Source organism: Mycolicibacterium sp. XJ662, assembly GCF_053484035.1.
The window spans coordinates 188,871-215,104 of record NZ_JBEFTL010000004.1; the positions used below are offsets into that span (position 1 = coordinate 188,871).

Genomic DNA, 26,234 nt, shown 5'->3' on the forward strand with positions numbered 1-26,234 from the left:
CATTGTTGGGGGTTTCGACGTCTGCTCGCATCAGTAACCAGGAGATGTGAATGACCGAACTGCGCTTCGATGACAAGGTGGTCGTCGTCACCGGCGCCGGCCGGGGTGTCGGCCGCAGCCACGCCTTGCTCCTGGCCGCAAGGGGCGCCCGCGTCGTCGTCGCCGACAACGGAGCCGAGATCGACGGGAGCGCGAGTTCGTCAGGACCGGCCGACGACGTCGTCGCCGAGATCGCGCAGTCCGGCGGCAAAGCGGTGGCATGCAGCGCCTCGGTCGCCGAGGAGGCCGGGGCCGCGGCGATCGTTTCGACCGCCCTCGACGCATTCGGCCGGATCGACGCGGTGATCAACAACGCCGGCGTCCACGACCCGGATCTGTTCGAGACGCTGTCGACCGAGCGGACCCGCGCGATGCTCGACGTTCATTTCTTCGGAACGTTTTTCCTGTCGCGGGCGGCGTGGCCGCACCTGCGCGACGCGGGCCGCGGCCGCATCGTCAACACCGTTTCGGAGGCCATGCTCGGCGGCATCCCGGAACTGACCAGCTACGGGGCGGCCAAGGGCGCGATCTGGGGACTGACCCGCAACCTGGCCACCGAAGGCGCCGCCCACGGCATCGGCGTGAACGCGCTGGCGCCGCGCGCCTACACGCGGATGTCGGCATCGCAGGGACGGCAGCTGGCCGAGCAGTTCAGCCTGTCCGAGGACGCGATGGCCGAGATCAACGCCAGCATGCCACCTGAACTGTGCTCTCCCGCAGCGGCTTTCCTGGCCCACGAGTCGTGTGAGCTCACCGGCGAAGTGCTGATGGCTGGGATGGGCGGTGTGTCGCGGCTGGCGGTCGTGCGCACCCAGGGCATTTGGAAGTCGTCGCTGAGCGCCGAGGACATCGCCGACAACCTCGACCAGATCATGAACGTCAACGACGCCTACGTGACCGAAGCAACCAGGAGTGTTTTGTGACCGATTTCGAGACCGTCGACTTCTTCACCGACGAAAACCTCGTCCCCGACCCGTACCCCTATTTCGACTATCTGCGATCCAAATGCCCTGTGGTGCAGGCGACACCGTTCAACATCTTGGCCGTCACCGGATATGAAGAGGCGCTGGCGGTGTACAAGGACCTGAGCTTCTCGTCCTGCGTCTCGGTGGCCGGACCGTTCTCCGGGATGCCGTTCGGCCCAGGCGAGTCTGACGACGTCTCGGAATTGATCGAGCAACACCGTGGCGCGGTGCCGATGGCTGAACACATCACGTCGCAGGATCCGCCGCTGCACACCCGCACGCGGGGTCTGCTGAACAAACTCATCACGCCCAAGCGCCTGAAGGAGAACGAAGACTTCATGTGGCGGTTGGCCGACCAGCAACTCGACACCTTCCTCGAGAAGGGCGGCTGCGAGTTCTTGGCCGCTTACGCCAAACCGTTCTCGCTGCTGGTCATCGCCGATCTTCTCGGTGTGCCTATCGAGGACCACGAGGAGTTCAAGGAGGTCTTCGCGCTGGAAACGGTCGGCGAATTGGGTAAGGAGGCGCCGACGTCGCACAACCCGCTGGAGTGGCTCAACGACAAGTTCTACTCCTACATCGAGGACCGCAGGCGTGCGCCGCGTCAGGATGTGCTGACGGAACTGGCGCAGGCCAAACATGAAGACGGGTCGACGCCTGAGATCGAGGACGTCATGAACCTCTCGACGTTCCTGTTCGCCGCCGGCACCGAGACGACGACGAAGCTGGTCAGTTCGGCCGTGTGGTTCATGGCTGACAATCCGGGATTCGAGAAGCAACTGCGCGAGGACCGCAGCAAGATCCCGGCGTTCCTCGAGGAGACTCTGCGGATGGAAAGCCCGGTCAAGTCCCACTTCCGGATGGCACGCACTACCACGAAGATCGGTGACGTCGAGGTACCCGCGGGCACCACTGTCATGCTGCTTCCCGGTGCGTGCAACCGCGATGAACGAAAGTTCGCCGACCCCGACACGTTCCGGGTGGACCGGCCGAATGTGCGGGAGCAGATCGCGTTCATCCGCGGCGTCCATTCCTGCCCCGGTGCGCCGTTGGCACGCGCCGAAGGGCGGATCTCGTTGAACAGGATCCTCGACCGGATGACCGACATCACGATCTCCACCGAGCACCACGGCCCGCCGGACGACCGCAACTTCACCTACGAGCCGACGTTCATCATGCGCGGGCTCAGTGAACTGCACATCACGTTCACGCCGACCGGCTAGACCTGCCCGTGTTAATACTGATACCCGCGAGCAGACGCAAACTCGCACAAAAGTACCGCGAAAACTGCGATTTAGTGTCTGCTCGGCAGAAGAAAGGGAGTAGCGCATGACCGGAAAGCTCGCCGGCAAGGTCGCTTTCATCACCGGTGCGGCGCGCGGTCAGGGTCGCGCGCACGCTATCGCGATGGCCAAGGAAGGCGCCGACATCATCGCGGTCGACATCTGCCGCGACATCCCGTCCAACCCCTATCCGCTCGCGACACCCGAGGACCTCGCCGAGACCGAACGGTCGATCAAGGAACTCGGCAGGCGCGTCGTCGCGCGGGTGGCCGACGTGCGCGAGCGCCACGAACTGCGTGAGGCGATGGAAGTGGGCGTGGCGGATCTCGGCAGGATCGACATCGTCGTCGCCAACGCCGGCATCCTGCCGATGGCGATGGGCAACCCCGATCCGATGGGGTTCGTCGACGCCTCCGACGTCGACCTGGTGGGCGTGATGAACACGGTAGCGGTGGCGATTCCGCATCTGCCCGACGGCGCGTCGATCATCGTCACCGGCTCGACCGCAGGGATGATCCGCGGCACCACCACGAGCCCCGACATGGGCCCGGGCGGCGCCGGTTACGGATGGAGCAAGCGCATCGTGATGGAGTACGTCGACGAGATGTGTCTTCACCTGGCGCCCAGGATGGTTCGCATCAACGCCATCCACCCGACCAACTGCAACACCCACCTGCTGCAGAACGAGGGCATGTACGGTGTGTTTCGGCCCGACCTCAAAGCCGAGGGCAAGACGCCGACCCGCGAGGACGCCGAACCGCTGTTCACGCTCTTTCAGGCGATGCCGATCCCGTACATCGAACCGGAGGACATGGCCAACCTCGGGGTGTTCCTGGCCAGTGACGACAGCCGCTACATCACCGGACAGCACATCCGCGTCGACGCCGGCTCACTGCTGAAGTGGCCCAACGGACCGGGCGGTTAAGGCCGGTGCAGGAAGCCGTGCAGGATCGCTTGCACCAGCTCGTCGACGATCACCTCCCGCGGCGGCGGCCGGTTGCCGAAGAAGGTCGAGCGCAAGGCGACCATGCCGACGATCATCGCGACCGTCGAATGGGCGGGCAGATCCGGTTGGCCCGAATGCATTCCGCGTAGTTGCATCCCCTCCGCGCTGATCTGGCCGAGCAGCGTGAGGGCGCGTCGGATGTCGGCGATGCCCGCGCTTTTGATCTCGTCGTCGCTGAGCCCGTCGGAGGCGACCAGCGTCAGCAATAGGCCCCGGTGTTCGACGAGCACGTCGTAGAGTTCGCCGACGAATTGCCGGGTCAGTTCCTCTTCGGTGGTCTTATCGGGAATGACGGCCTGCCAGGTCTTGCCGAAGTCGTCGACGAAGTCGGTGAACGGCAGGACCAGAGCCTCGCGGAACAGCCCAGCCTTGGAGCCGAAGTGGCGGAACAGCAGGTACTCGGTGACGCCGGCGGCTTCAGCGATCTCGCGGGTCGTCGTCGTGCGGTAGTCGCGACGCGCGAACAACTCGCGGGCGGCGTCGAGCAGCAGCCTGCGGGCCTCGCCCCGGGGGCGCCTGGGGGCCTGTTTTTTGGCTGAACGCCGCTGGGACACGGTTTCTCACTTTCTGGGACCGCGCTGAGAGCGGCTGACGACATCAACGATAACGTCCTTGACCAAACCTAAGTAATAGTGTCCACTATTACGCATGGGTCAACTCATCATGCTCGGAACACTGTTCGGGCTGATCATCTTGATTTTCGGGCTGGTGATCTACTTCGATCCCGAAGCTCGCGGCAACGCCAACGAGGACCACCGATGAACACCGAGCTGACGCCGGCCCTGATCGCCGGTCTGTCGTTCGCCTACATCGGCGGCGTGCTGTTTCTTGCCTACGGGGTGTTCCTGAGCATCAGGCGCGGGCGCCTGCACCCGCTGCTGCTGGTCTCCATCTCCGCCATTTCGTTCTCGTGGATCGAGGCGCCCTACGACTGGGCGGTATACGCACAATTCCCGCCGGCGCTGCCGCGCATGCCGTCGTGGTGGCCGCTGAACATGACGTGGGGCGGCGGTCTGCCGTCGGCCGTACCGATCGGCTACATCGCCTACTTCGTGCTGCCCGCCGTGATCGGCGCGGCGCTCGGGCGGCGGATCATCCGTCGCTTCAACTGGCGCGCACCGCAAACCCTGTTGGTCGTGGGGCTGATCGTCGGGTTCTGCTGGGCCCTGTTGTTCAACGGGTTCTTCGGCCCCCGGCTCGGTGTCTTCTACTACGGCTACATCATTCCCGGGCTCGGGCTGTTCGAGGGCAGCAAGTTTCAGTACCCGCTGTACGACGCGCTCGCGATGGGTGTGCAGATGATGGTCTTCACCTACCTGCTGGGCCGTACCGACTCCGAAGGCCGCAACGTCATCGACATGTTGGCGGACAAGGTGTCCAAGACCCGCCTGCAGTCGACCGTCGTCTCCGTGATCGCGGCCGTCGTCGTCGGCCACGCGGTCTACGGCGCGGTGTTCGCGCCGCATCTCGTGACCAAGCTCGCCGGGTACGTGACCTCAGGACCGTCAGAACAGCTTTTTCCCGGGGTACCGAACCAGCCGAGATAGCCGTCCGATTAGCTCCTGCTCGGGTGAACGGCACCGTAATCTGCGATATGTGGATCCTTTCACGCATGAAAGGAGGACCCGCGTGAGAATTTCTCTGCGTTATCTGTTTTTGGGAGTGGCGTCGACAGCGCTGGGCGTCACACTGTTCGCGGGTGCACCCGCGGCGTACGCCGATTGCACGGATGCGGGTGCGGCGACAGTGTGTGCGCAGGGGTCGGTACGCGGCGGGGGGCCGGATGCGCCGGTGGCCGGCCCCGTCTATCCCGGCTACTGCGCCGACCCGTGGTATTGCAGCGACGACTGGGGACTCGACGTGATCATCAACCCGGATCCGCCGCGTCCGCCCATCGACATCGGGCGTCCGGGCCGGCCCGGGCCCCGCTGAGGTGATTCCGAAAGTCCATTTCCAGCAAGGAGTTTCAAATGTTCTCTCGCAGTGTCTTAGGCGCCGGCATGGTCGCAGGCGCGATGCTCCTCGGTACCGTGGCGAGCGCCAGTGCCGATCCGCAGAACTGTACGGCCGCCGATTTATCCGGTGTCATGGCAGGCGTTTCCGCGGGCACGTCGTCGTATCTGTTCACCCATCCGGATGTCAACGCGTTCTTCACCGGTCTCAAGGGCAAGCCCAGAGATCAGATGGCGGAGGAGATCAAGGCGTACCTGGACGCCAATCCACAGGTGCGCGACGAGCTTCGGGCAGTAAGGCAGGCTGCTGCCGACTTCCGGGAGCGCTGTGACGCGCCGTTACCCGACATGTCGATGGGTTAACGACACCAAGAACTGACAGACTGAGCGGGTGCGCATCCCACCGAAGTGCTGGCTCACCGACATGGACGGTGTGCTGGTCCGCGAAGAGCACGCGTTACCGGGCGCGGCCGAGTTCCTGCAACGCCTGATGGATCGCGAGCGGCCGTTTCTGGTGCTGACCAACAACTCGATCTTCACGCCGCGCGATTTGTCGGCGCGGCTGGTGCGGTCGGGGCTGACGGTGCCGGAGAACGCGATCTGGACGTCGGCGTTGGCCACCGCCGCGTTCCTCAACGACCAGTTGCCCGGCGGGTCAGCCTACGTCATCGGTGAGGCGGGTCTGACCACGGCGCTGCACGAGGTCGGGTACACGCTCACCGACATGGAACCCGACTTCGTCGTGCTCGGCGAGACCCGCACGTACTCGTTCACCGCGATCACCAGGGCCATCCGGTTGATCCTGGCCGGGTCCCGGTTCATCGCCACCAACCCCGACGTCACCGGGCCTTCGGCGGAGGGGCCGCTGCCGGCCACCGGATCCGTCGCCGCGATGATCACCAAGGCCACCGGCCGTGAGCCCTACTTCGTCGGCAAGCCGAACCCGATGATGTTCCGCAGCGCGCTGAACCGGATCCAGGCGCACTCCGAGAGCACCGTGATGGTCGGTGACCGGATGGACACCGACGTCGTCGCCGGGATCGAAGCCGGGTTGGAGACCATCCTGGTGCTGACCGGGTCGACGACACCCGATGAGGTCGAGCGCTATCCCTTCCGGCCGAGCCGGGTACTGCCGTCGATTGCCGAGGCAGTCGAGTTGGTTTGACACTTGATAGCTTGGCCGGGTGACTGCTCCTGCTGATGCTGTGCGCCCGCTTGCCGGGGTGCGCGTTGTCGAGATCTCCAGCTTCGTCGCGGTGCCGCTGGCCGGAATGACGCTGGCCCAACTCGGTGCCGAGGTGGTTCGCGTCGATCCGATCGGCGGCGCGGCGGACTACCGCCGGTGGCCGGTCACCGGCGACGGCGAAAGCATCTACTGGGCGGGCCTGAACAAAGGCAAGCGTTCGGTGGCCGCCGATATGCGTTCGCAGGACGGGCAGCGGTTGGTGCAGCGGTTGATCGCCGACAGCGGCATCTTGTTGACGAATGTCGCGGGTCGCGAATGGCATTCGTATGACACGCTGGCGGCGCTGCGCCCGGACCTGATCCACGTCGAGGTGTCCGGCCGCGCCGACGGCGGCACCGGCGTCGACTACACCGTCAACGCCGGGATCGGGTTCCCGTTGGCGACCGGCCCGGCCGAACTGGGCACCCCGGTCAACCACGTGCTGCCGGCCTGGGACGTGTCGTGCGGGATCTATGCGGCGCTGGCCGTCGTCACCGCGCTGCGCCACCGCGACGCGACCGGACAAGGCCAGCGGATCAGCATCCCGCTGGAGAACGTCGCGTTGGCGACAGCGGGAAATCTGAGCTTCTTCACCGAGGCCATGGTCAATGGCACCAGCCGCCAGCGGATCGGCAACTCGGTGTACGGCCAGTACGGCCAGGACTTTTCGAGCAGCGACGGGGTGTCGTTCATGGTGGTTGCGCTCACCGCACGGCACTTCCGCGATCTGACCGAGTTGACCGGCACCACGAAAGCCGTTGCTGCACTGGCTGACACCCTCGGCGCAGACTTCAACGACGAGGGGCAGCGCTATGAGCATCGCGATGCGCTCTCGGGGTTGTTCGGTGAGTGGTTCGCCTCGCACACCGCCGACGAGATCACCGCGGCACTGTCGGCGTCATCGGTGTTGTGGGAGCGGTATCGCACCTTCGCCGAGGCCGTCACCGAGGAGAAGGTAACGGCCAACCCGTTGTTCACGCCGCTGGATCAGCCGCGCATCGGGGAGTATCTCGCGCCCGGGTTACCGATCTCGATCGGCGGCGCGTATCCGCCCGCGACCGCCGCGCCGGCGCTCGGCGACGACACCACCGCAGTGCTCACTGAGTGGTTGGCGATGAGCACCGACGAGGTGTCAGCGTTGGTCGAATCCCGTGCTGTGGCAACGGGTCACGTCCAATGAGCAAGCTGCTCGAGTTGCTCGAGGTGCGGCCGGGTCCCGGCGTGGACTCGTGGATCGGTGCAGCGAGCGGGCCGGCCGGAAAACGCGCGTACGGTGGGCAGTTCGTCGCGCAGAGCCTGGCGGCGGCGTGCCGCACCGTCGAGGCCGATCGGTTGCCCACCAACATGCATCTGCAGTTCCTGCGCGGCGGGGAGGCCGGTGACGAGGTCGAGTACCGCCTGACACGGGTGTTCGACGGCCGGACCGCCTCGGCGCGCCGGGTCGAATCGCATCAGGATGGTCGGTTGTTGACGACGGCGACGGTGTCGTTCGCGACCGAACTGCCCGGCCCGCAACATGGTCAGCGGCCATCGACGCCGCAAGATCCTTCGGCGCTGCCGTGCACCGGGCCCGCCGGACCCGCGCCGTCGATGCCGCTCGACGAACTCGACATCAGGATCGCCGACGAGGGTGCGGGTGATCAGTTTGTGCGTCGATTATGGTGGCGCACAACGGCTGTGCTGCCCGATGAGCCGCTGTTACACACGCTGCTGGCCGTCTACGTAACCGATGTGTACATGATCGACCCGGCGCTGCAGGTGCACGGTCATTCGATGGCAGCGCGCACCCATCGAAGCGGCACAACGGATTCCTCGATCTGGTTTCACCGCTCGGTGCGCGCCGACGAGTGGAATCTGCTCGAGACGACGTCACCGGCCGCCGCGCGGGGACGCGGGGTGGTCACCGGAAGTTTGATCCGCGCCGACGGTGTCATCGCGGCGACGCTGGCTCAGGAGGGCCTCATCGCCGATCGGGGCTAGCCTGACCCGCGTCTTACTTGCGCCGAGATCGACGTTTCGGCGAGTGCTACTCGCACTTTCCCACCCAAACGTCCCTTTCGGCGCTACATCCGGCCGGAGCGGGCGCGCACGAAGCTGTACACCCCGAAGGCGGCGATGCCGATCGCGGCGAGAATGAGAAGAAACTTGCCGAACGGCGCCTGCCCGAGGGTCTTGACCGCCGCGTCGATCCCCGTCGCCTTGGCCGGATCGGCCTGCATCGTGGCCACGATCACCAGCACCCCTGCGCCCGCGAGCACCAGGCCTTTAGCCGCGTATCCGGTCATCCCGATGGCGGTGACGCCGGTGCCGACTGAACTGCGCAGGTCTTTGCAGAACCGTTTCGTCACGCCTTCGTAGACGTGATAGCCGCCGACGCCGAGCAACCCAAGTCCGACCGCGATGAGTACGGCCTTGCCCCAACCGGACTGCATCATCTGCGCGCTCAGGCCGGCGTTCTGCTGAGTGCTCTGCTGTCCACTGCCCATCGCAAAGCGTGCCGCCGAAAACGCGATGGCGAAGTTGACCGCGGCCAGGCCGAGCGACTTCGCCTTCTTCCATGCCGGGCTGTCGTCCTGGAAACGGCGCGAACCTTCACCGGGCCGCGGGCCGACGATCGCCTCGGCGACACGCCAGAGGCCCAGGGCCACAAGACCGACGGCGATGACCCACAACAGCACGGTGCCACCGCTTTGTTGCGCCAGCGTCGCCAGCGCCCCGGACTGGTCGGCGTTGCCACCGGACCCGAGCGCGATCTGCAGGATCAGGTACCCGACGAGCAGGTGCAGCACGCCACTGATCGCGAAGCCGGCGCGGGCCGTGTACTCGAACGCATCACTGTTGGTGGCTCGATCGGCGACACCGTGTAACGACTTGTCGGTCATGCCGGCGGGTACCCCCTTTTTGACGGCGGCGAAACGGGGCGCGCCGAATTTGTGGATGAATTCGCGGTTGGGGATAAGTCGTGTCGCCGCGACGCGGATTGTCGGTGCCGAGCCGCACGGTAAGGCCATGACTACGTTGACCAGCGCCCAAATCGGCGCCCTCGGAGAGCAGTTGGCGGTCGACCATCTGACGTCGCTCGGGTTGCGGGTGGTGGCCCGTAACTGGCGGTGTCGCCACGGCGAGCTGGATGTGATCGCGTCCGACGACGCGGCGCGCATCGCGGTGTTCGTCGAGGTGAAGACCCGCACCAGCGATCGGTTCGGCGGTGTCGAGGAGGCCGTGACCCCGCAGAAGGTGCGACGGCTACGACGGCTGGCCTGCCTGTGGTTGGCAGCCCAGGACATCGGGTGGGCGCAGATCCGCATCGATGTCGTCGGGGTGAGGATCGGTCGGCGGCGCACCCCGGAGATCACCCACCTTCAGGGGGTGGGGTGATGGCGTTGGGGCGGGCGTTCTCGGTGGCGGTGCGCGGGCTGGAGGGCCACATCGTCGAGATCGAGGCCGATATCAGTTCGGGGTTACCGGGTGTGCACCTGGTTGGGCTGGCGGATGCGGCGCTGCAGGAGTCGCGCGATCGGGTCCGCGCGGCGATCACCAACTGCGGCAACAGTTGGCCGATGGCTCGGCTGACGCTCGCGCTGTCGCCGGCGACGCTGCCGAAGATGGGCAGCGTTTACGATTTGGCGCTCGCGCTGGCGGTGTTGTCGGCGGAGAAGAAGGCCGAGTGGCCGCGGTTGGAGAAGACCCTGCTGCTCGGGGAGCTCGCGCTCGACGGCCGGGTGCGTCCGGTCAAGGGAGTGCTGCCCGCGGTGCTGGCCGCCAAACACGAAGGCTGGCCGACGGTGGTGGTGCCCGCCGAGAACCTCGCCGAGGCCAGCCTGGTCGACGGCATCGACGTGTTCGGCGTGCGGACGCTGCGCCAGTTGCAGTTGTGGATTGTGGGAAAGATCCAGCTGGAAGGCAGGGTCGACGCGCGGTGCGGCGCTGTGCCGCCGCCGCTGGACCTCGCCGACGTGGTTGGCCAGACCCAGGCGCGCTTCGCGGTCGAAGTGGCCGCCGCCGGTGGCCATCATCTGATGCTCACCGGCCCGCCGGGTGTCGGTAAAACCATGTTGGCGCAACGGCTTCCGGGGCTGCTGCCGACGCTGTCGGAACGCGAGTCGCTGGAAGTGACGGCGATCCACTCGGTGGCGGGCACGCTGTCGGGCAGCACACCGCTGATCACCCAGCCGCCGTTCATTGCGCCGCACCACACCTCGACCGTCGCGGCCATGGTCGGGGGCGGTTCCGGGCTGGCGCGTCCGGGCGCGGTCAGCCGCGCACATCGCGGCGTGCTGTTTCTCGACGAATGCGCCGAAATCGGCGTCAGCGTGCTGGAGGCACTGCGCACTCCGCTGGAAGACGGCGAGATCCGGCTGGCCCGCCGCGACGGCGTGGCCCGGTACCCGGCGCGGTTTCAACTCGTGCTGGCGGCCAACCCCTGCCCGTGTGCACCGGCCAACCCCAACGACTGCATCTGTCGCGGCGGCGACAAGCGCCGATATCTCGGCAAGCTGTCCGGTCCGCTGATCGACCGGGTCGACCTGCGCGTCGAGATGCACCCGGTGCGGGCCGGTGAACTCGTCCAGCAGGACGGTGAGTCCACCGCCGCGGTGCGCGAGCGGGTCGCGGCGGCGCGGCAGGCGGCCGAGGAACGGTGGCGGCCGTATGGCATTCGCAGCAACGTCGAGGTCAGCGGATCGCTACTGCGGCGCAAGTTCCGGTTGCCGCGGACGACGATGAAGCCGTTGTACGACGCGGTGGATCGCGGTCTGCTCAGCGCCCGTGGCATGGATCGCACGCTGCGGGTGGCTTGGTCGCTGTGCGATTTGGCGGGCCGGACCTCGCCGGGGTTGGAGGACGTCACTGTGGCGTTGAGTTTCCGGCAGGGTGGGGGTGCGCGATGACCGAGGACGTTGCGCGGGCATGGGCATATCTGTCGCGGGTGGCCGAACCGCCGTGCCCGGCGCTGAAAGCGCTCGTCGCGCGGGTTGGCGTCCTGGAGGCCGCCGACCGGGTGCGGCGCGGGCACGCCGGCGACGCGGTCAACGAACGGGTTGAACCACGGCGTCACATTGACTGTGCAGCAAGAGATCTGGAACTGCTCGCGGCGATGGGCGGTCGGCTGGTCACCGCCGACGACGACGAATGGCCGGTGTTGGCGTTCACCGGTTTCGGCGGGATCGCCGGGCGGCTGCTCCCGCAGGCTCACCCGCCGATGGTGTTGTGGGTTGTCGGGCCTGCGCGGCTGGACGAGGTGTCCACCCGCGCCGCGGCGGTCGTCGGCACCAGGGCGGCCACCGCATACGGTGAGTTCGCCGCCGCCGATCTGGCGGCGGGTCTGGCATCACGAGATGCGGCGGTGGTGTCCGGCGGGGCGTTCGGCATCGACGGCGCGGCGCATCGGTCGGCGTTGGCGGCCGACGGGTCGACCGTCGCGGTGCTGGCCGGCGGCATCGATGTGCCGTATCCGGCGGGACACAGCGCGCTGCTGCGACGCATCGCCGAGGACGGGGCGCTTGTCACCGAATATCCGCCGGGGGTGCGCCCGGCGCGACATCGGTTCCTCACGCGCAACCGGCTGGTCGCTGCGCTGGCCGGGGCCACCGTGGTCGTCGAGGCCGGCGCCCGCAGCGGTGCCGCCAACACCGCGGCGTGGGCCCGCGGACTGGGCCGCGCGGTGTGCGCGGTGCCCGGCCCGATCACCTCGTCGGCGTCGGTGGGCTGTCACGTCCTACTGCGCGACGGAGCGTTCCTGGTCACCCGCGCCGAAGACGTCATCGAACTGGTCGGCCGAATCGGTGAACTCGCTCCCGACGAGGCTCGGCCGGTCTCGGTCCTCGATGACCTCGACGACACCGACAAGCGCGTGTACGACGCGTTGCCCGCGCGGGCGGCGCGCAATCTCGACGAGATCGCGATGGCCGCCGGTTTGCCGGCACGGCAGGTGTTGGGTCCGCTGGCAACCCTGGAGCTGTGCGGTTTGGTGCGCAGTCGCGACGGCCGGTGGAAACGTGCACTCCGGTAGGTTGTCGAAATGCGTTGGCAGGTGAGCAGGCAGGTCGGCCGGATCGCGGCGGCCCTGCTGCTGCTGGTGGCGGTTTCGGTCACCGACTCGCGAATCGCGCAGGCGGAGGCGGTCGTTGCGCCGCGTGACGGATACGGCTTCGCGGTGGGCGCGCCGATGACGTGGATGAGCGATATGGACGCCGACCGCGAACTCGACGCCGTGGCCCGAACCGGCGCGGAATGGTTGCGGGTGTTCGTCGACTGGAACCGCATCGAGCCGATGCCGGGCGCCTACAACTGGGGCTATCTGGATCACTGGGTCAACGGCGCGGTCTCGCGCGGATTGAAGGTGCTGGCGATGGTCGCCTACACCCCGGACTGGGCCAGGACGCCGGGCTCCTACTTCAGCGCCCCGCCCGTCGAGCCGGCCGTGTTCGCCAGCTTCCTGGACACGCTGGTGAAGCGCTACGGCGACCGGATCAGCAGCTGGGAGGTGTGGAACGAACCGAACGTGCCGATCTTCTTCGGCTACCTCGACGACCGCGCGACGCGCTACACCGAGTTGTTGAAGGCCGCCTACCCCGCGATCAAGGCGGCGCAACCGCACAGCACCGTGCTGGCGGCCGGAATGAGCCGCGCGTACGCCCCGGATGCGCCGCCCGCCTTCGTCGAGGCCATGTACGCGTTGGGCGCCAAAGACTTTTTCGACGCGATGGCCATGCATCCCTACGTCTATCCCGCCGGGTTGGCGGTCGACGACCACAACGGTTGGTCCGATGTCGAACGGGTACGCCAACTCATGGTCGACAACGGCGACGGCGAAAAGAAGATATGGATGACCGAGATCGGTGCGCCCACCGCCGCCGCCACCGCCGGCGGCGTCAGCCAGCAGGAGCAGGCACAGCAGATCACCGACGTGTTGGCCAAGGCAGCACGCACCGACTACAGCGGCCCGGTGTTCATCTACTCGATCCGCGACATCGACACCGCCGACGCCGCAGACGACCAGGACAACTTCGGGGCATTGCTCACGTCGGACTGGCAACCCAAGGCAGCGGCCGAGGTGTTGACAAGGTAGAACGCCGCCGATTGCACCGCGCTCGTATAGTCGGCCGCGTCGGCAGGATCGGCTGCGGCCGTGGATTTGGAGGTTTACGTGGCAGGGCGTCCGATACACACCTTCCAGGTGGTGCGTACCGAGGAGTTGACTCCACACCTGATCCGTGTGGTGCTCGGCGGTTCGGGCCCGGGCACGGGCTTCGACACCTTCACGCCCAACGACTTCACCGACTCCTACGTCAAGATCGCGTTCTTCGCCGAGGACCCCACTGCAGAAGACGTCGCTGCGTTGCCGCAGCCGCTGACCATGGACAGTTTCCGGACCTTGCCGCCCGAACGACAGCCGACGGTGCGCACCTACACCGTGCGACACGTCGACGCCGAGCGTCAGGAGATCTGGATCGACTTCGTCGTGCACGGCGAGCACGGTGTGGCCGGGCCGTGGGCGGCCGCCGCCCAGCCGGGCCAGCCCGTCTACCTGATGGGGCCCAGCGGCGCCTACGCACCCGACCCCGCGGCGGACTGGTATTTGTTCGCCGGTGACGAGGCCGCCATCCCTGCAATCAGCATTGCGCTAGAAGCGTTGCCCGACAACGCGATTGGCAAAGCCTTCATCGAGGTGGCCGGCCCTGAGGACGAGCTTCCGCTGAAGAAGCCCGACGGGGTCGAGCTGACCTGGATCTATCGCGGCGGCCGCGCCGACCTGGTGCCCGAAGACATGGCCGGCGACCACGCGCCGCTCATCGCGTCGGTCAAGGAGACGCCGTGGCTGCCCGGGCAGGTGCAAGTCTTCATCCACGGTGAGGCGCAGGCGGTGATGCACAACCTGCGGCCCTACATCCGCAAGGAGCGCGGCGTGGAAGCCAAGTGGGCGTCGTCGATCTCCGGCTACTGGCGCCGTGGCCGCACCGAGGAGACGTTCCGCCAGTGGAAGGCCGAGCTGGCCAAGCAAGAGGAACAGGCCAACGCCTGACCGCGGGCCTGGCACCCTAGCCTCATGGCGTTCAGCGACTACCAACTCGAGATCTACTTCCAGGGCCTGTCCGGGGTGCTGCCGACGCTGCCGATGGCGTTCGGTGAGCTGGAAACCAAAGCCCAAGCCGTCATGTCGTCGTCGATGTGGTCCTATGTCGCCGGGGGCGCCGGCGACGAACGCACCCAGCGCGTCAACGTCACGGCGTTCGACCACTGGGGGCTGATGCCGCGGATGTTCGTGGGCGCCAACGACCGCGACCTGTCGGTGGAGCTGCTCGGGCTTCCGCTGCCGTCGCCGGCGTTGATGGCGCCGGTCGGCGTCGTCGGGCTCTGCGCCCAGGACGGCCACGGTGACCTGGCCACCGCCCGCGCCGCCGCCCGCACCGGCGTGCCGATGATCGCGTCGACGATGTCGGCCGACCCGATGGAACAGGTTGCCGCCGAATTAGGCGACACCCCTGGGTTTTTCCAGCTCTACACGCCCACCGACCGAGAACTGGCCGCCAGCTTCGTGCGCCGCGCCGAGGCGGCCGGGTTCAGAGGCATCGTCGTCACGCTGGACACGTGGATCCCCGGCTGGCGCCCGCGCGATCTGACGACCTCGAACTTCCCGTTCCTTCGCGGCCTGTGTCTGGCCAACTACACCTCCGATCCGGTGTTCCGGGCGAGCCTGGCGCGCCCGCCCGAGGAAGACCCGCAGGGCGCGGTGTTGCGTTGGGCGCAGATCTTCGGCAACCCGCTGACGTGGGACGACCTGCCGTGGCTGCGGTCGCTGACCGACCTGCCGCTCATCGTCAAGGGCATCTGCCATCCCGACGACGCCCGGCGCGCCAAGGACGGCGGGGTGGACGCCATCTACTGCTCCAACCACGGCGGCCGGCAGGCCAACGGCGGCATCCCCGCCATCGACTGTCTGCCCGCGGTGGTCGACGCCTCCGACGGGCTGCCCGTGATCTTCGACTCCGGAATCCGCAGCGGCACCGACATCGTCAAGGCGCTCGCGCTGGGTGCTGACGCCGTCGCCATCGGCAGGCCATACGTCTACGGGCTCGCGCTAGGCGGTGTGGACGGCATCGTGCATGTGCTGCGGTCGCTGCTGGCTGAGGCCGACGTGACCATGGCCGTTGACGGCTACCGCTCGCTCAAAGAACTGACCCCGGAGGCGATGCGGCGCGTCACCTGACACCTGACCGCGGGTCTGCGACGGTAGGGGCGTGGAGGCGATCCTCGAGGAGTTCGACGAGTACCTTGCGCTGCAGTGCGGGCGCTCCGCGCACACCCGCCGCGCCTATCTTGGCGACCTGCGGGCGCTGTTCGAATTCGTCGCCCAGAAGACCCCCGACGCCGGGATGGCCGCGCTGACGTTGCCGCTGCTGCGTTCCTGGCTGGCCGCACAAGCCGCCGCCGGTTCAGCCCGCACGACGCTGGCGCGACGCACCTCGTCGGTCAAGACGTTCACCGCGTGGGCGCTGCGCCGCGGGCTGATCACCGCCGACCCGGCCGCTCGTCTGCAGGTGCCCAAAGCGCGTCGCACCCTGCCCTCGGTGCTGCGTCAGGACCAGGCGATCGACGCGATGGACGCCGCGAAATCTGGTGCGCAGCAAGGTGATCCGCTCGCGCTGCGGGACCGGTTGATCGTGGAGTTGTTGTACGCCACCGGTATTCGGGTCAGCGAGCTGTGCGGGCTGGACGTCGACGACGTCGACACCTCGCGGCGGCTGCTGCGCGTGCTGGGCAAGGGCAACAAACAGCGCACCGTCCCGTTCGGCGAGCCCGCGCAGACAGCGCTCACCGCGTGGCTGACCGACGGCCGCCCCGCGCTGGCCACCGTTCAGTCCGGGCCGGCCCTGCTGCTGGGCGCGCGCGGCCGACGGCTGGATCCGCGCCAAGCCCGCACCGTCGTGCACCAGACCGTCGCGGCCGTCGACGGCGCCCCCGACATCGGTCCGCACGGGTTGCGGCACAGCGCCGCCACCCATCTGCTCGAAGGCGGCGCCGATCTGCGGGTCGTGCAGGAACTGCTCGGCCACTCCACGTTGGCGACCACCCAGCTCTACACCCATGTCACCGTCGCGCGGCTGCGCGCCGTGCACGACCAGGCCCACCCCCGCGCGTGAATCGGCGATTTCGGCGCCCCTACGCGCGCTCAGCGATGGTTAGCGCATCGAAATCGCTGCAAGGGGAGCGGTTGACCGTGAAGCTGTCGTGGGGAACCGTTTCCTACCTTCGGTGGACAACCGAAAAACCCGGCGCCGCACCGACAGTCGTCCTGCTGCACGGCGGCGGCGTGGACAGCGCGTCGCTGTCCTGGGGTGAGGTCGGTCCGCGGCTGGCGGCGGCCGGCTACCGGGTGCTGGCTCCCGACCACCCCGGCTACGGGGAGAGCCCGCCCGCGCGGTGGCCGTCGACGCAGGAACGGCTGGTGGCCTACGTGGGTGAGCTGATCGATGTCCTGGAGCTGGACCGCTACGCGATCGGCGGGCTGTCCCTCGGCGGCGGGCTGACGATCGGCCACGTCCTGGACCGGCCGCAACGGGTCAGCGGCGCAATGCTGCTGGGCAGCTACGGCCTCATGCCGCGCCTGTCGCAAGGTCCGCTGTCCGCGCCGCGTCAGGCGCTGACCTGGACGATGCTGCGCACCGGGTTGCTCGACGCCCTCACCCGCCGGTCGGGCCGCAACCGCACCGTGATGGCCCGGCTCATGCCCGCGCTGATTCGCGACCCCGCGCGACGCACCCCGGAACTGCTCGACGAGGTCGTGGCCTCTGCCCGTGCCGGCGACGGCTTCGACGCGTTCGGCCAATGGCAGCGCGATCAGGTGCGATGGAATCGCCTGACCACCGACTACCGGGCCCGGTTGGCGTCGTTTCCGCGCCCGGCGCTGGTCATCCACGGCGAAAGGGACACCAGCGTGCCTGTCGCTGCGGCCCGCGCGGCGGTGGAGCTCATCCCCGATGCCAGGATCAAAGTCATTGGGGGAGCAGGGCATTGGGTGCAACGGGATAAACCAGATGTCGTCGTGCCCGCGATGGTCGACTTCCTCGACGAGGTCAGCGCAGCCGGTTGATCACCTCGGCGATGTCGGGCATCGCCGACGTGCACGCTCATGGTCGGGTGGGTTTGAGCCGGATCGGGGTGGTGGCGACCAACCCCAGTGGATCTACGTAGTCCGCGCGCGACGCCGGGCCCCACATCGCGCCCCAGTGCAGACACGCCGCCGTCGGGCAGCCGGGATGGCCCGCCTGCAGCACCCCGATCGCGGTGCCTGCGTCCACGCGCTGCCCGACGCGCACCGCGGGATCGACCGGTTCGTAGCTGGTCCGCAACCCACCGGGGTGTGCAAGCGACACCAGCGGCCGACCGGCCAGCTCCCCGGCGAACACCACGGTGCCCGCAGCGGCGGCATACACCGGCTGGCCGCTCGACCCGGCCAGGTCGACACCGCGATGACCGCGCTGCCAATTCGGGGACGGCGCGTCGAACAGCCGCACCACCGCGGGCCGCGGCTGTAGCGGCCACGCCAACCGCTGCCCCTGCGCGGCCGCCGGCGCCGCCCACACCAGCGCCGCCACCGCCACCGCGATCCACCGCATCCGTCCAGCTCAGCGCATCGCGGGCAAACCGCGCCAGGTTGCCGCCGCGATCTGTGGATCAGCAGGTCGCTGTGGAAAAAGCACCCCCGCGCACGGTGTAAACTGCTAACCGCAGCTCGCACGAGCGGGCTGACTTCGCGTGTCTGCGCACGACCCGGTTTTTTCAAGGTCGTACCCCGGATGCCGTCGGTCCCGTCCAGACGGGTCTGGCATTCCGAGCAGGCACCAGGGCTCGGCGTCACCCGACGTCGGGCGACAACCGACAACACATAAGGACATGGCTGACTATGGCCGTCGTAACCATGAAGCAGCTGCTTGACAGCGGCACCCACTTCGGGCACCAGACCCGGCGCTGGAATCCCAAGATGAAGCGGTTCATCTTCACCGACCGCAACGGCATCTACATCATCGACCTGCAGCAGACGCTGACCTACATCGACAAGGCGTACGAGTTCGTCAAGGAGACCGTCGCGCACGGCGGCACCATCCTGTTCGTCGGCACCAAGAAGCAGGCGCAGGAAGCGATCGCCGAGGAAGCCACCCGCGTCGGCATGCCGTACGTGAACCAGCGCTGGCTCGGCGGCATGCTCACGAACTTCCAGACCGTGCACAAGCGGCTGCAGCGCCTCAAGGAACTCGAGGCCATGGAGCAGACCGGGGGCTTCGAGGGTCGCACCAAGAAGGAAATCCTGATGCTGACCCGCGAGAAGAACAAGCTCGAGCGCAGCCTCGGCGGTATCCGCGACATGCAGAAGGTGCCTTCGGCCGTCTGGGTCGTCGACACCAACAAGGAGCACCTCGCCGTCGCCGAGGCTCGCAAGCTCAACATCCCGATCATCGCGATCCTCGACACCAACTGCGATCCCGACCTCGTCGACTACCCGATCCCGGGCAACGACGACGCGATCCGCTCGGCCGCGCTGCTGACCAAGGTGATCGCCGCGGCGGTCGCCGAGGGGCTGCAGGCCCGCGCCGGGGTCGGCCGCGACGGTGACAAGCCGGACGCCGCCGGTGCCGAGCCGCTCGCCGAGTGGGAGCAGGAACTGCTGGCCTCGGCAACCAGTACGGCCACCGCGGCCGCGACGGCATCCCCGACGGCCGCCGGCGCGGAGCCCGGCACGCCGGAGGCGAACGTACAGACCGAACCAAAAACTACGGAGAGCTGAGATGGCTAACTACACCGCTGCCGACGTCAAGCGACTGCGGGAGGTGACCGGCGCCGGCATGCTCGACAGCAAGAACGCGCTGGTCGAGGCCGACGGCGATTTCGACAAGGCCGTCGAACTGCTGCGCATCAAGGGCGCCAAGGACGTCGGCAAGCGCGCCGAGCGCGCCACCGCCGAGGGTCTGGTGGCCGCCAAGGACGGCGCGCTGATCGAGCTGAACTGTGAGACCGACTTCGTCGCGAAAAACGCCGAGTTCCAGGCTGTCGCCGAGCAGATCGTCGCGGCGGCTGCGGCGGCCAAGGCCAACGACGTCGATGCGCTCAAGGCGGCCAAGATCGACGACACGCCGGTGGAGCAGGTCATCGCCGATCTGTCGGCCAAAATCGGCGAGAAGCTCGAACTGCGTCGGGTCGTCTACTTCGACGGCACTGTTGAGACCTACCTGCACAAGCGCGCCGCGGATCTGCCGCCGGCGGTCGGTGTGCTGGTGGAGTACACGGGCTCGGGCAAGGAGGCTGCACACGCGGTCGCGCTGCAGATCGCCGCGCTGAAGGCCAAGTACCTGACGCGCGACGACGTACCCGAGGACGTGGTGGCCAACGAGCGCCGCATCGCCGAGGAGACCGCGCGCAACGAGGGCAAGCCGGAGCAGGCCCTGCCCAAGATCGTCGAGGGCCGCGTGACCGGCTTCTACAAGGACGTCGTGCTGCTCGATCAGCCGTCGGTGTCCGACAACAAGAAGACCGTCAAGGCGCTGCTCGACGAGGCAGGCGTGACCGTGACCCGGTTCGCGCGCTTCGAGGTCGGCCAGGCCTAACCGGTTCTGCGGCTCGCGCGTTCGTGGGGCTGCGGCGGTACGAGTTGGTACCGTCACCTGCATGGAACGTATTCACGCCTTCGGCGATGACGCCCTCGGTGACCTCGACGGCGTTGGTCTTGTCGACGCACTGCGGGCGGGCACGGTGTCGGCGGCCGAACTCGTCGAGGCCGCGATCGCCCGCACGGAGAAAGTCAACCCGACGTTGAACGGGTTGGCCTACGATGCGTTCGACCGCGCCCGCCATCGCGCGAACGCGCCGCACCCCTACGGCGGCTACTTCGACGGCGTGCCGTCCTATCTCAAGGACAACGTCGCCGTGGCGGGCATGCCGACGATGAGCGGCACCGACGCGTGGGATCCGCGGCCCGAACCCCTCGACGGCGATTTCGCGAAGGCCTATCTGGCGACAGGGCTTGTGCCGCTGGGCAAGACACAGCTGTCGGAGTTCGGGTTCAGCGCGTCGGCCGAGCATCCGCGGATCGGGCCGGTGCGCAACCCGTGGAACCCCGAACACACCGCCGGCGCGTCGTCGTCGGGCTCGGGCGCGTTCGTCGCCGCGGGCGTGATGCCGATCGGGCACGCCAACGACGGTGGCGGTTCCATCCGAATTCCGGCCGCCTGCAACGGTTTGGTCGGCCTCAAGCCGTCGCGCGGACGGCTGCCGCTGGACGCCGACGTGCGGCGGATGCCGTTGCGCATCGTGGCCAACGGAGTGGTCACCCGCTCGGTCCGCGACACCGCCGCGTTCTACCGGGAGATGGAACGCGTCTACGCCAACCCGAAGCTGCCGCCGGTCGGCGATGTCACCGGCCCCGGTAAGCAGCGGCTGCGGGTCGCGGTGTGCACCCAGTCGATCAAGCGCGAAGCCAGCCCCGAAATTCGCGAGCTCACCCTCAAGACCGCCGCATTGCTCGAGGAGTTGGGACACAAGGTCACGACGATCGACAACCCGGTGCCCGCGCGGTTCATGGACGACTTCCTGCTGTACTGGTCGTTTTTGTCGTTCGCGCTCGTGCGCAGCGGCCGCCACGCGTTCGGCCCGAGCTTCGACCGCGGCCGGTTGGACAACCTGACCCTGGGTCTGGACCGGCACGCCGCGCGCAACCTGCACCGGTTGCCGCTGGCGATTGCCCGGCTCTCGCGGGTGCGGCGGATCACCGCGCGGCTGACCGCCACCTACGACGTGGTGTTGACGCCGACGCTGGCCGACGTGACGCCGCGGCTGGGCCATCTCGATCCGACCGCCGAGTACCGCCAGATCATCGACCGCCTGGTCGAATGGGTGGCGTTCACCCCGTTGCAGAACGCCACCGGCGAACCGGCCATCTCGCTGCCGCTGGGCGAATCGGCGTCCGGGCTGCCGGTCGGGATGATGTTCGGCGCGCCGTTGGGGCACGAGGCGCGGCTGTTGCGGCTGGCCTATGAGCTCGAAGAGGCCCGGCCCTGGCGCCGCATTCAGGACTGAATGCTTTCGCGGCAGAACTTCTCGGTCGCGCGGGTCAGCGATGCGGGGCCGTCGCGCAACGCCTGCTGCAGCGGCGTGCCCTCGGCGGTGATCGCCACCAACCGGTCGACACCGTAATCCAATAGCACCGAGGCGTCCGGGGCGACGCGGCCCGCGAAGATCACCACTCGGGCACCGGCCTTCACCGCCAGCTGTGCAACGCCGAACGGCGTTTTGCCCATGACGGTTTGGGCGTCGACGCTGCCTTCGCCGGTGAAAACCCAGTCGGCGTCGCGCAGGGCCTGCTCGAGGCCGACGGTGCGCGCAACCTCCTCGGCGCCGGGGCAGATCTCGGCGCCGAGGTATTCGGCCAGCGCGAACCCCAGGCCACCCGCGGCGCCCGCCCCGGCCCGTTGCGGCTGCACATGACCCAGCGTCGTCGCCGTCACGGCAGCCAGCCGAGACAGCGCCGCATCCAGGCGTGCGACATCGGCTGGGCCCGCGCCTTTTTGGGGCCCGAACACCGCGCTGGCGCCTGTCGGCCCCAGCAGGGGAGCGGTGACATCGGAGGCCACGCGGATTCGCGCGTCGCGCAGCCGCGGGTCCAGTCCGGAGACGTCGATGCACTCCAGCCGCTCCAGCGCAGCGCCGCCCGGCTCGAGCGGGCTGCCGTCGGCGTCGGTCATCACGGCGCCGAGTGCGACGAGCATGCCTGCGCCGCCGTCGTTGGTGGCCGACCCGCCCAGCCCGACGAGGATGTCCTCGGCGCCGCGGTCGAGCGCGGACCGGATGAGCTCACCGACACCGAAGGTGCTGGCGCGCATAACGTCTCGTTGTTCAGTCGGGATCAGCTCTAATCCCGCGGCAGCGGCGATCTCGATCACCGCCAGCTGCCGCAGCGGCACGTACCCGTAGACAGCGGTGACGGGCCGACCCAGCGGGTCGGTGACCGCCGCCTCGACGCGTTGGCCGTGCAGCGCGTCGACGACGGCATCCACGGTGCCTTCGCCGCCGTCGGCCATGGGCACCTCGAGGCACTCGGCATCGGGGAACACCGCGCGCACACCGGCGCGCATCGCGGACACCGCTTGCGACGCCGACATCGACTCCTTGAACGAGTCGGGGGCCAAGACGATCTTCATCGCCGCCATTCTCACCCGATGCCGCGCCGGTTCGCAGAACTAGTCGGTGCCCAGCGCCACCAGGATGCGTTTGAACTCGCGGCGTTGGGTAGCGGTCAGGTTGGCCATCAGCCGTTTTTCCGCTTCGCGCACGCCGGGATCAGTGCGGGTCAGCACGTCGCGGCCCTCGGCGGTGAGCTCGGCCGGCAGCGATCGGCCCGACGAAACGCTGGCCGGCCGGGTCACCAACGCGCGGTCCTCCAACGCGCGCAGCACCATGTTCATCGCCTGCGGGGACACGTTCATGAGCCGGGCGAGCTCGGCGTTGGAGCGGCCCGGGTACTTCGACAGGATCCGCATGCAGATGTACTGCGGAAACGCCAGGCCGATCGGGTCGAGGGCGGTCGTCGTCACCTCCGCACGCAACGCGTTGGCCACCCGGGACAGCAGATAGCCCAACGGCTGATCTTCGAGCATCTCGCCGGCCGAGCCGGCATCGCCGAGTGACGTCATATCAAGCATATTGACACATATCAACGTGGTTGATATACCGAGTGCATGACGGAACCGACGGGCGAGTTGTTCGAAAACGCATACAAGGGCGAGATGCCGGAGATGAGCGGCGGCCGGCCGCCGTGGAGCATCGGGGAACCCCAGCCTGAGTTGGCGGCCCTGATCGAGCAGGGCAAGTTCCACGGTGATGTGCTCGACGCCGGCTGCGGGGAGGCTGCCATCTCGCTGTATCTGGCCGAACGCGGGTTCGCCACCGTCGGGCTGGATCAGTCCGCCACCGCGATCGAACTGGCCAGGGCCGAAGCGGCCAGGCGCGGGCTGACCAACGCCACGTTCGAGGTCGCCGACATCAGCGCCTTCGACGGCTACGACGGCCGGTTCGGGACGATCGTCGACTCGACGCTGTTTCACTCGATGCCGGTCGAACTTCGCGAGGGGTATCAGCGCTGCATCGTGCGGGCCGCGGCCCCGGGGGCGTCGTACTTCGTGCTGGTCTTCGACAAGGCGGGCATGCCCGAGGGTCCGGCCAACCCCGTCACCGAGGACGAGTTGCGTGATGTCGTGGCGAAGTACTGGACGATCGACGAGATCCGCCCCGCGCGCATCCACGGCGTGTTCCCCGAGGGTTTCGAGGAGTTCTTTCCGGTGACCGACGTGCGCGATGAGCCGAAGGGGCGTAAGTCGGTGCCGGCCTGGTTACTCTCTGCGCACCTGGGTTAGCCCACATCGACCCCGCAGCGGCGGGGCGGCCGTCATGAGGCAGGATGAGGGAAACTCAGCGAGGACCTCGAAGGAGTCGGATGGCGGACCCCGTCGACAGTACCGCCGCCGGGGAGGCGGCTTCGGAGGCCACGGGCCCCAACGGGTCCGGCCCCCTCATCCGGCCGAAGTACACGCGGGTGCTGCTCAAGCTCGGTGGCGAGATGTTCGGCGGCGGGCAAGTGGGTCTGGATCCTGACGTCGTGCACCTGGTGGCCCGACAGATCGCCGAGGTGGTTCGCAGCGGCGTGCAGGTGGCCGTCGTCATCGGCGGCGGCAATTTCTTCCGAGGCGCACAACTGCAGCAGCGCGGTATGGAGCGCACCCGCAGCGATTACATGGGGATGCTCGGCACCGTCATGAACAGCCTTGCGCTGCAAGACTTCCTGGAGAAGGAAGGCATCGCGACCCGAGTCCAGACCGCGATCACCATGGGGCAGGTCGCCGAGCCCTACATCCCGCTGCGCGCGGTGCGGCACCTGGAAAAGGGCCGCGTGGTGATCTTCGGCGCCGGCATGGGACTGCCGTACTTCTCCACCGACACCACCGCAGCGCAACGGGCGCTGGAGATCGGCGCCGAGGTGGTACTGATGGCCAAGGCGGTCGACGGGGTCTTCACCGCCGACCCGCGGCTGCACCCCGAGGCCGAACTGCTCGCCGCGATCACCCACCGCGAGGTCATCGACCGCGGCCTCAAGGTCGCCGACGCCACCGCGTTCAGCCTCTGTATGGACAACGGCATGCCGATCCTGGTGTTCAACCTTCTGGAAGACGGCAATATCGCCCGCGCCGTCGCAGGTGAGAAGATCGGAACACTGGTCACCACCTGACGGTCGGCTGTGCACCTCGAGACGCAGGAACAGGAGAAGCACCGTGATCGACGAAACGCTCTTCGACGCCGAAGAGAAGATGGAAAAAGCGGTGGCGGTGGCGCGCGACGACCTGGCGTCGATCCGCACCGGACGGGCCAACCCCGGCATGTTCACGCGCGTCAACGTCGACTATTACGGTGCGCCCACGCCGATCACGCAGCTGTCGAGCATCAACGTGCCCGAGGCGCGGTTGGTGGTGATCAAGCCGTATGAGGCGAACCAGCTGCGCAACATCGAGGATGCGATCCGCAACTCCGACCTGGGCGTGAACCCCACCAACGACGGCAACGTCATCCGCGTCGCCATCCCGCAGCTCACCGAGGAACGCCGTCGCGACCTGGTCAAGCAGGCCAAGGCCAAGGGCGAGGAAGCGCGGGTGGCGGTGCGCAACATCCGTCGTAAGGCGATGGAGGAACTGCACCGCATCAAAAAGGACGGCGAGGCCGGCGAGGACGAGGTCTCGCGGGCCGAAAAGGACCTCGATAAGACCACCCACCAGTACACGGCCCAGGTCGACGAACTGGTCAAGCACAAAGAGGGCGAGTTGCTGGAGGTCTAGTGACCCGACAGCACGCGAGTCCCGTGGCAGACACCGACGCCGGCCCCACCGAACCCTCCGCGAAGAAGTCGCGGGCGGGTCGCAACCTGCCTGCGGCCATCGGGGTCGGTGTGCTGCTCGGCGCCATGGCGATCGGCACGCTGCTGTTCTGGCCGATCGGGTGGCTGCCGATCCTGGCGGTCTTCATCCCGATCGCCACCTACGAGGTGATAAGCCGGCTCCGGGAGGGCGGCTACGACCTTCCGGCTGTTCCGCTGCTGCTCGGCGGCCAGGCGATGATCTGGTTGAGCTGGCCGTTCGGCACCGCGGGGGTGTTGGGGGCCTACGGCGCGACGATCGTCGTCTGCATGGTGTGGCGGCTCGTCGGGCACGGGCTGCGACGGCAGCCGGTGAACTACCTGCGCGATATCGCTGCCGCGGTGCTGCTGGCGACGTGGGTGCCGTTGTTCGCCAGCTTCAGCGCGGTGCTGATTTTCCAGGACCACGGCGGGGGCCGGGTGTTCACGGTGATCGCGACGGTGGTGTTCGCCGACATCGGCGGATACGCGGCCGGGGTGTTGTTCGGCAAGCACCTGATGGCTCCGGCGATCAGCCCGAAGAAGTCCTGGGAGGGGCTGGGCGGGTCGCTGCTGTTCGGGGTCGCGGCCGCGGTGGTGTCGGTGACGTTGCTGATGGACAAGCCCGCGTGGGTCGGGGTGCCGCTGGGGCTGATGCTGGTCATCACCGGTGTGCTTGGCGATCTGGTGGAGTCGCAGGTCAAACGCGACCTCGGCATCAAGGACATGGGCACGCTGCTGCCGGGCCACGGGGGCATCATGGACCGCATCGACGCGATGCTGCCGTCGGCCGTGGCGGGCTGGATCGTGTTGACGCTGCTGGCCTGAGCGCACCC

The 26,234-nt window shown here is 67.9% G+C and carries 29 protein-coding genes; 24 read left to right on the forward strand and 5 right to left on the reverse strand.

Translation table 11 applies throughout. The annotated features are described in order from the left end of the window. The first annotated feature begins 50 nt into the window (after positions 1-50). From ABQE93_RS14370 to ABQE93_RS14380, 3 genes are all read left to right on the forward strand, one after another. Positions 51-962, forward strand: a complete 912-nt coding sequence (locus tag ABQE93_RS14370; protein WP_448408425.1) for an SDR family NAD(P)-dependent oxidoreductase — start codon at positions 51-53, stop codon at positions 960-962. After that, positions 959-2,227, forward strand: a complete 1,269-nt coding sequence (locus ABQE93_RS14375; protein WP_448408423.1) for a cytochrome P450 — start codon at positions 959-961, stop codon at positions 2,225-2,227. Before ABQE93_RS14370 ends, ABQE93_RS14375 begins: the two co-directional genes overlap by 4 nt. Before the next feature lie 106 nt (positions 2,228-2,333). After that, the gene (locus ABQE93_RS14380; protein WP_448408422.1) at positions 2,334-3,212 is read left to right on the forward strand and encodes a mycofactocin-coupled SDR family oxidoreductase; all 879 of its coding nucleotides are present in this window, start codon (positions 2,334-2,336) and stop codon (positions 3,210-3,212) included. On the opposite strand, the gene ABQE93_RS14385 is transcribed toward ABQE93_RS14380, so the two are convergent. Then, positions 3,209-3,847, reverse strand: a complete 639-nt coding sequence (locus tag ABQE93_RS14385; protein ID WP_448408421.1) for a TetR/AcrR family transcriptional regulator — start codon at positions 3,845-3,847, stop codon at positions 3,209-3,211. The two genes, ABQE93_RS14380 and ABQE93_RS14385, sit on opposite strands and share 4 nt — an antisense overlap. A gap of 204 nt (positions 3,848-4,051) precedes the next feature. On the opposite strand from ABQE93_RS14385, the gene ABQE93_RS14390 reads away from it, so the two are divergent. The 6 genes from ABQE93_RS14390 (at position 4,052) to ABQE93_RS14415 (ending at position 8,450) form a co-directional block, all read left to right on the forward strand. Beyond that, positions 4,052-4,840, forward strand: a complete 789-nt coding sequence (locus ABQE93_RS14390) for a spirocyclase AveC family protein (RefSeq protein ID WP_448408420.1) — start codon at positions 4,052-4,054, stop codon at positions 4,838-4,840. An 82-nt stretch (positions 4,841-4,922) separates the two neighbouring features. Beyond that, positions 4,923-5,225, forward strand: coding sequence for a hypothetical protein (locus tag ABQE93_RS14395; protein WP_448408419.1), 303 nt, complete (start codon positions 4,923-4,925; stop codon positions 5,223-5,225). A 38-nt stretch (positions 5,226-5,263) separates the two neighbouring features. Next, positions 5,264-5,608: a heme-binding protein gene (locus ABQE93_RS14400; RefSeq protein WP_448408418.1), complete on the forward strand. Its 345-nt coding sequence runs from the start codon at positions 5,264-5,266 to the stop codon at positions 5,606-5,608. A gap of 61 nt (positions 5,609-5,669) precedes the next feature. Then, positions 5,670-6,410: an HAD-IIA family hydrolase gene (locus tag ABQE93_RS14405; protein WP_448408709.1), complete on the forward strand. Its 741-nt coding sequence runs from the start codon at positions 5,670-5,672 to the stop codon at positions 6,408-6,410. 19 nt (positions 6,411-6,429) lie between these two features. Next, entirely contained in the window at positions 6,430-7,650 is a 1,221-nt protein-coding gene (locus ABQE93_RS14410; protein WP_448408417.1) for a CoA transferase, read from the forward strand. Continuing rightward, entirely contained in the window at positions 7,647-8,450 is an 804-nt protein-coding gene (locus tag ABQE93_RS14415) for an acyl-CoA thioesterase (RefSeq protein ID WP_448408416.1), read from the forward strand. Before ABQE93_RS14410 ends, ABQE93_RS14415 begins: the two co-directional genes overlap by 4 nt. Positions 8,451-8,533: 83 nt before the next feature. Here ABQE93_RS14415 and ABQE93_RS14420 read toward each other — a convergent pair whose 3' ends face one another. Continuing rightward, positions 8,534-9,352 (reverse strand): DUF1206 domain-containing protein, encoded by an 819-nt coding sequence (locus ABQE93_RS14420; RefSeq protein WP_448408415.1) that lies wholly within the window; start codon positions 9,350-9,352, stop codon positions 8,534-8,536. 127 nt (positions 9,353-9,479) lie between these two features. Between ABQE93_RS14420 and ABQE93_RS14425 the strand changes: the two genes are divergently transcribed. The 8 genes from ABQE93_RS14425 (at position 9,480) to ABQE93_RS14460 (ending at position 17,562) form a co-directional block, all read left to right on the forward strand. After that, complete coding sequence (locus ABQE93_RS14425; protein WP_448408414.1) at positions 9,480-9,848, forward strand: YraN family protein; 369 nt, start codon at positions 9,480-9,482, stop codon at positions 9,846-9,848. Next, positions 9,848-11,359, forward strand: coding sequence for a YifB family Mg chelatase-like AAA ATPase (locus ABQE93_RS14430; protein WP_448408412.1), 1,512 nt, complete (start codon positions 9,848-9,850; stop codon positions 11,357-11,359). The genes ABQE93_RS14425 and ABQE93_RS14430 overlap by 1 nt, the downstream gene beginning before the upstream one ends. Beyond that, complete coding sequence (gene dprA, locus ABQE93_RS14435; RefSeq protein ID WP_448408410.1) at positions 11,356-12,480, forward strand: DNA-processing protein DprA; 1,125 nt, start codon at positions 11,356-11,358, stop codon at positions 12,478-12,480. Before ABQE93_RS14430 ends, dprA begins: the two co-directional genes overlap by 4 nt. A 9-nt stretch (positions 12,481-12,489) precedes the next feature. Continuing rightward, positions 12,490-13,539: a cellulase family glycosylhydrolase gene (locus ABQE93_RS14440; protein ID WP_448408409.1), complete on the forward strand. Its 1,050-nt coding sequence runs from the start codon at positions 12,490-12,492 to the stop codon at positions 13,537-13,539. 78 nt (positions 13,540-13,617) lie between these two features. Beyond that, positions 13,618-14,493, forward strand: a complete 876-nt coding sequence (locus tag ABQE93_RS14445; protein WP_448408707.1) for a siderophore-interacting protein — start codon at positions 13,618-13,620, stop codon at positions 14,491-14,493. A gap of 24 nt (positions 14,494-14,517) precedes the next feature. Then, on the forward strand, positions 14,518-15,678 hold the full coding sequence (locus tag ABQE93_RS14450; protein ID WP_448408407.1) for an alpha-hydroxy-acid oxidizing protein: 1,161 nt from the start codon (positions 14,518-14,520) through the stop codon (positions 15,676-15,678). Positions 15,679-15,709: 31 nt separating this feature from the next. Next, complete coding sequence (locus ABQE93_RS14455; RefSeq protein ID WP_448408405.1) at positions 15,710-16,612, forward strand: tyrosine recombinase XerC; 903 nt, start codon at positions 15,710-15,712, stop codon at positions 16,610-16,612. Positions 16,613-16,689: 77 nt separating this feature from the next. Next, positions 16,690-17,562 carry an alpha/beta fold hydrolase gene (locus ABQE93_RS14460; RefSeq protein ID WP_448412418.1) on the forward strand — a complete coding sequence of 291 codons (873 nt, stop codon included), beginning with the start codon at positions 16,690-16,692 and terminating at the stop codon, positions 17,560-17,562. A 37-nt stretch (positions 17,563-17,599) separates the two neighbouring features. On the opposite strand, the gene ABQE93_RS14465 is transcribed toward ABQE93_RS14460, so the two are convergent. Then, positions 17,600-18,088, reverse strand: coding sequence for a M23 family metallopeptidase (locus ABQE93_RS14465; RefSeq protein ID WP_448408402.1), 489 nt, complete (start codon positions 18,086-18,088; stop codon positions 17,600-17,602). Positions 18,089-18,375: 287 nt separating this feature from the next. Here ABQE93_RS14465 and rpsB point away from each other — a divergent pair, with 287 nt between their 5' ends. From rpsB to ABQE93_RS14480, 3 genes are all read left to right on the forward strand, one after another. Then, positions 18,376-19,254 carry a 30S ribosomal protein S2 gene (gene rpsB / locus ABQE93_RS14470; RefSeq protein WP_448408401.1) on the forward strand — a complete coding sequence of 293 codons (879 nt, stop codon included), beginning with the start codon at positions 18,376-18,378 and terminating at the stop codon, positions 19,252-19,254. Between the two features lies 1 nt (position 19,255). After that, positions 19,256-20,071: a translation elongation factor Ts gene (gene tsf, locus ABQE93_RS14475; protein ID WP_448408399.1), complete on the forward strand. Its 816-nt coding sequence runs from the start codon at positions 19,256-19,258 to the stop codon at positions 20,069-20,071. A 61-nt stretch (positions 20,072-20,132) separates the two neighbouring features. Next, complete coding sequence (locus tag ABQE93_RS14480) at positions 20,133-21,539, forward strand: amidase (protein ID WP_448408398.1); 1,407 nt, start codon at positions 20,133-20,135, stop codon at positions 21,537-21,539. Here the strand turns inward: ABQE93_RS14480 and ABQE93_RS14485 are convergent. Further along, positions 21,530-22,660, reverse strand: coding sequence for a glycerate kinase (locus tag ABQE93_RS14485; RefSeq protein ID WP_448408397.1), 1,131 nt, complete (start codon positions 22,658-22,660; stop codon positions 21,530-21,532). The genes ABQE93_RS14480 and ABQE93_RS14485 overlap by 10 nt on opposite strands. Positions 22,661-22,699: 39 nt before the next feature. Next, a complete protein-coding gene (locus ABQE93_RS14490; protein ID WP_448408396.1) occupies positions 22,700-23,152 on the reverse strand; it encodes a MarR family winged helix-turn-helix transcriptional regulator in 453 nt (150 codons plus the stop codon). Between the two features lie 45 nt (positions 23,153-23,197). Here ABQE93_RS14490 and ABQE93_RS14495 point away from each other — a divergent pair, with 45 nt between their 5' ends. The 4 genes from ABQE93_RS14495 to ABQE93_RS14510 all read left to right on the forward strand — a co-directional run bounded on the left by ABQE93_RS14495 (position 23,198) and on the right by ABQE93_RS14510 (position 26,226). Next, on the forward strand, positions 23,198-23,872 hold the full coding sequence (locus ABQE93_RS14495; protein ID WP_448408394.1) for a class I SAM-dependent methyltransferase: 675 nt from the start codon (positions 23,198-23,200) through the stop codon (positions 23,870-23,872). Between the two features lie 80 nt (positions 23,873-23,952). Next, positions 23,953-24,741 (forward strand): UMP kinase, encoded by a 789-nt coding sequence (gene pyrH, locus ABQE93_RS14500; RefSeq protein WP_448408393.1) that lies wholly within the window; start codon positions 23,953-23,955, stop codon positions 24,739-24,741. A 43-nt stretch (positions 24,742-24,784) separates the two neighbouring features. Further along, positions 24,785-25,342: a ribosome recycling factor gene (frr, locus tag ABQE93_RS14505; protein WP_448408391.1), complete on the forward strand. Its 558-nt coding sequence runs from the start codon at positions 24,785-24,787 to the stop codon at positions 25,340-25,342. Next, a complete protein-coding gene (locus ABQE93_RS14510) occupies positions 25,342-26,226 on the forward strand; it encodes a phosphatidate cytidylyltransferase (protein ID WP_448408390.1) in 885 nt (294 codons plus the stop codon). Before frr ends, ABQE93_RS14510 begins: the two co-directional genes overlap by 1 nt. Positions 26,227-26,234: the final 8 nt, after the last annotated feature.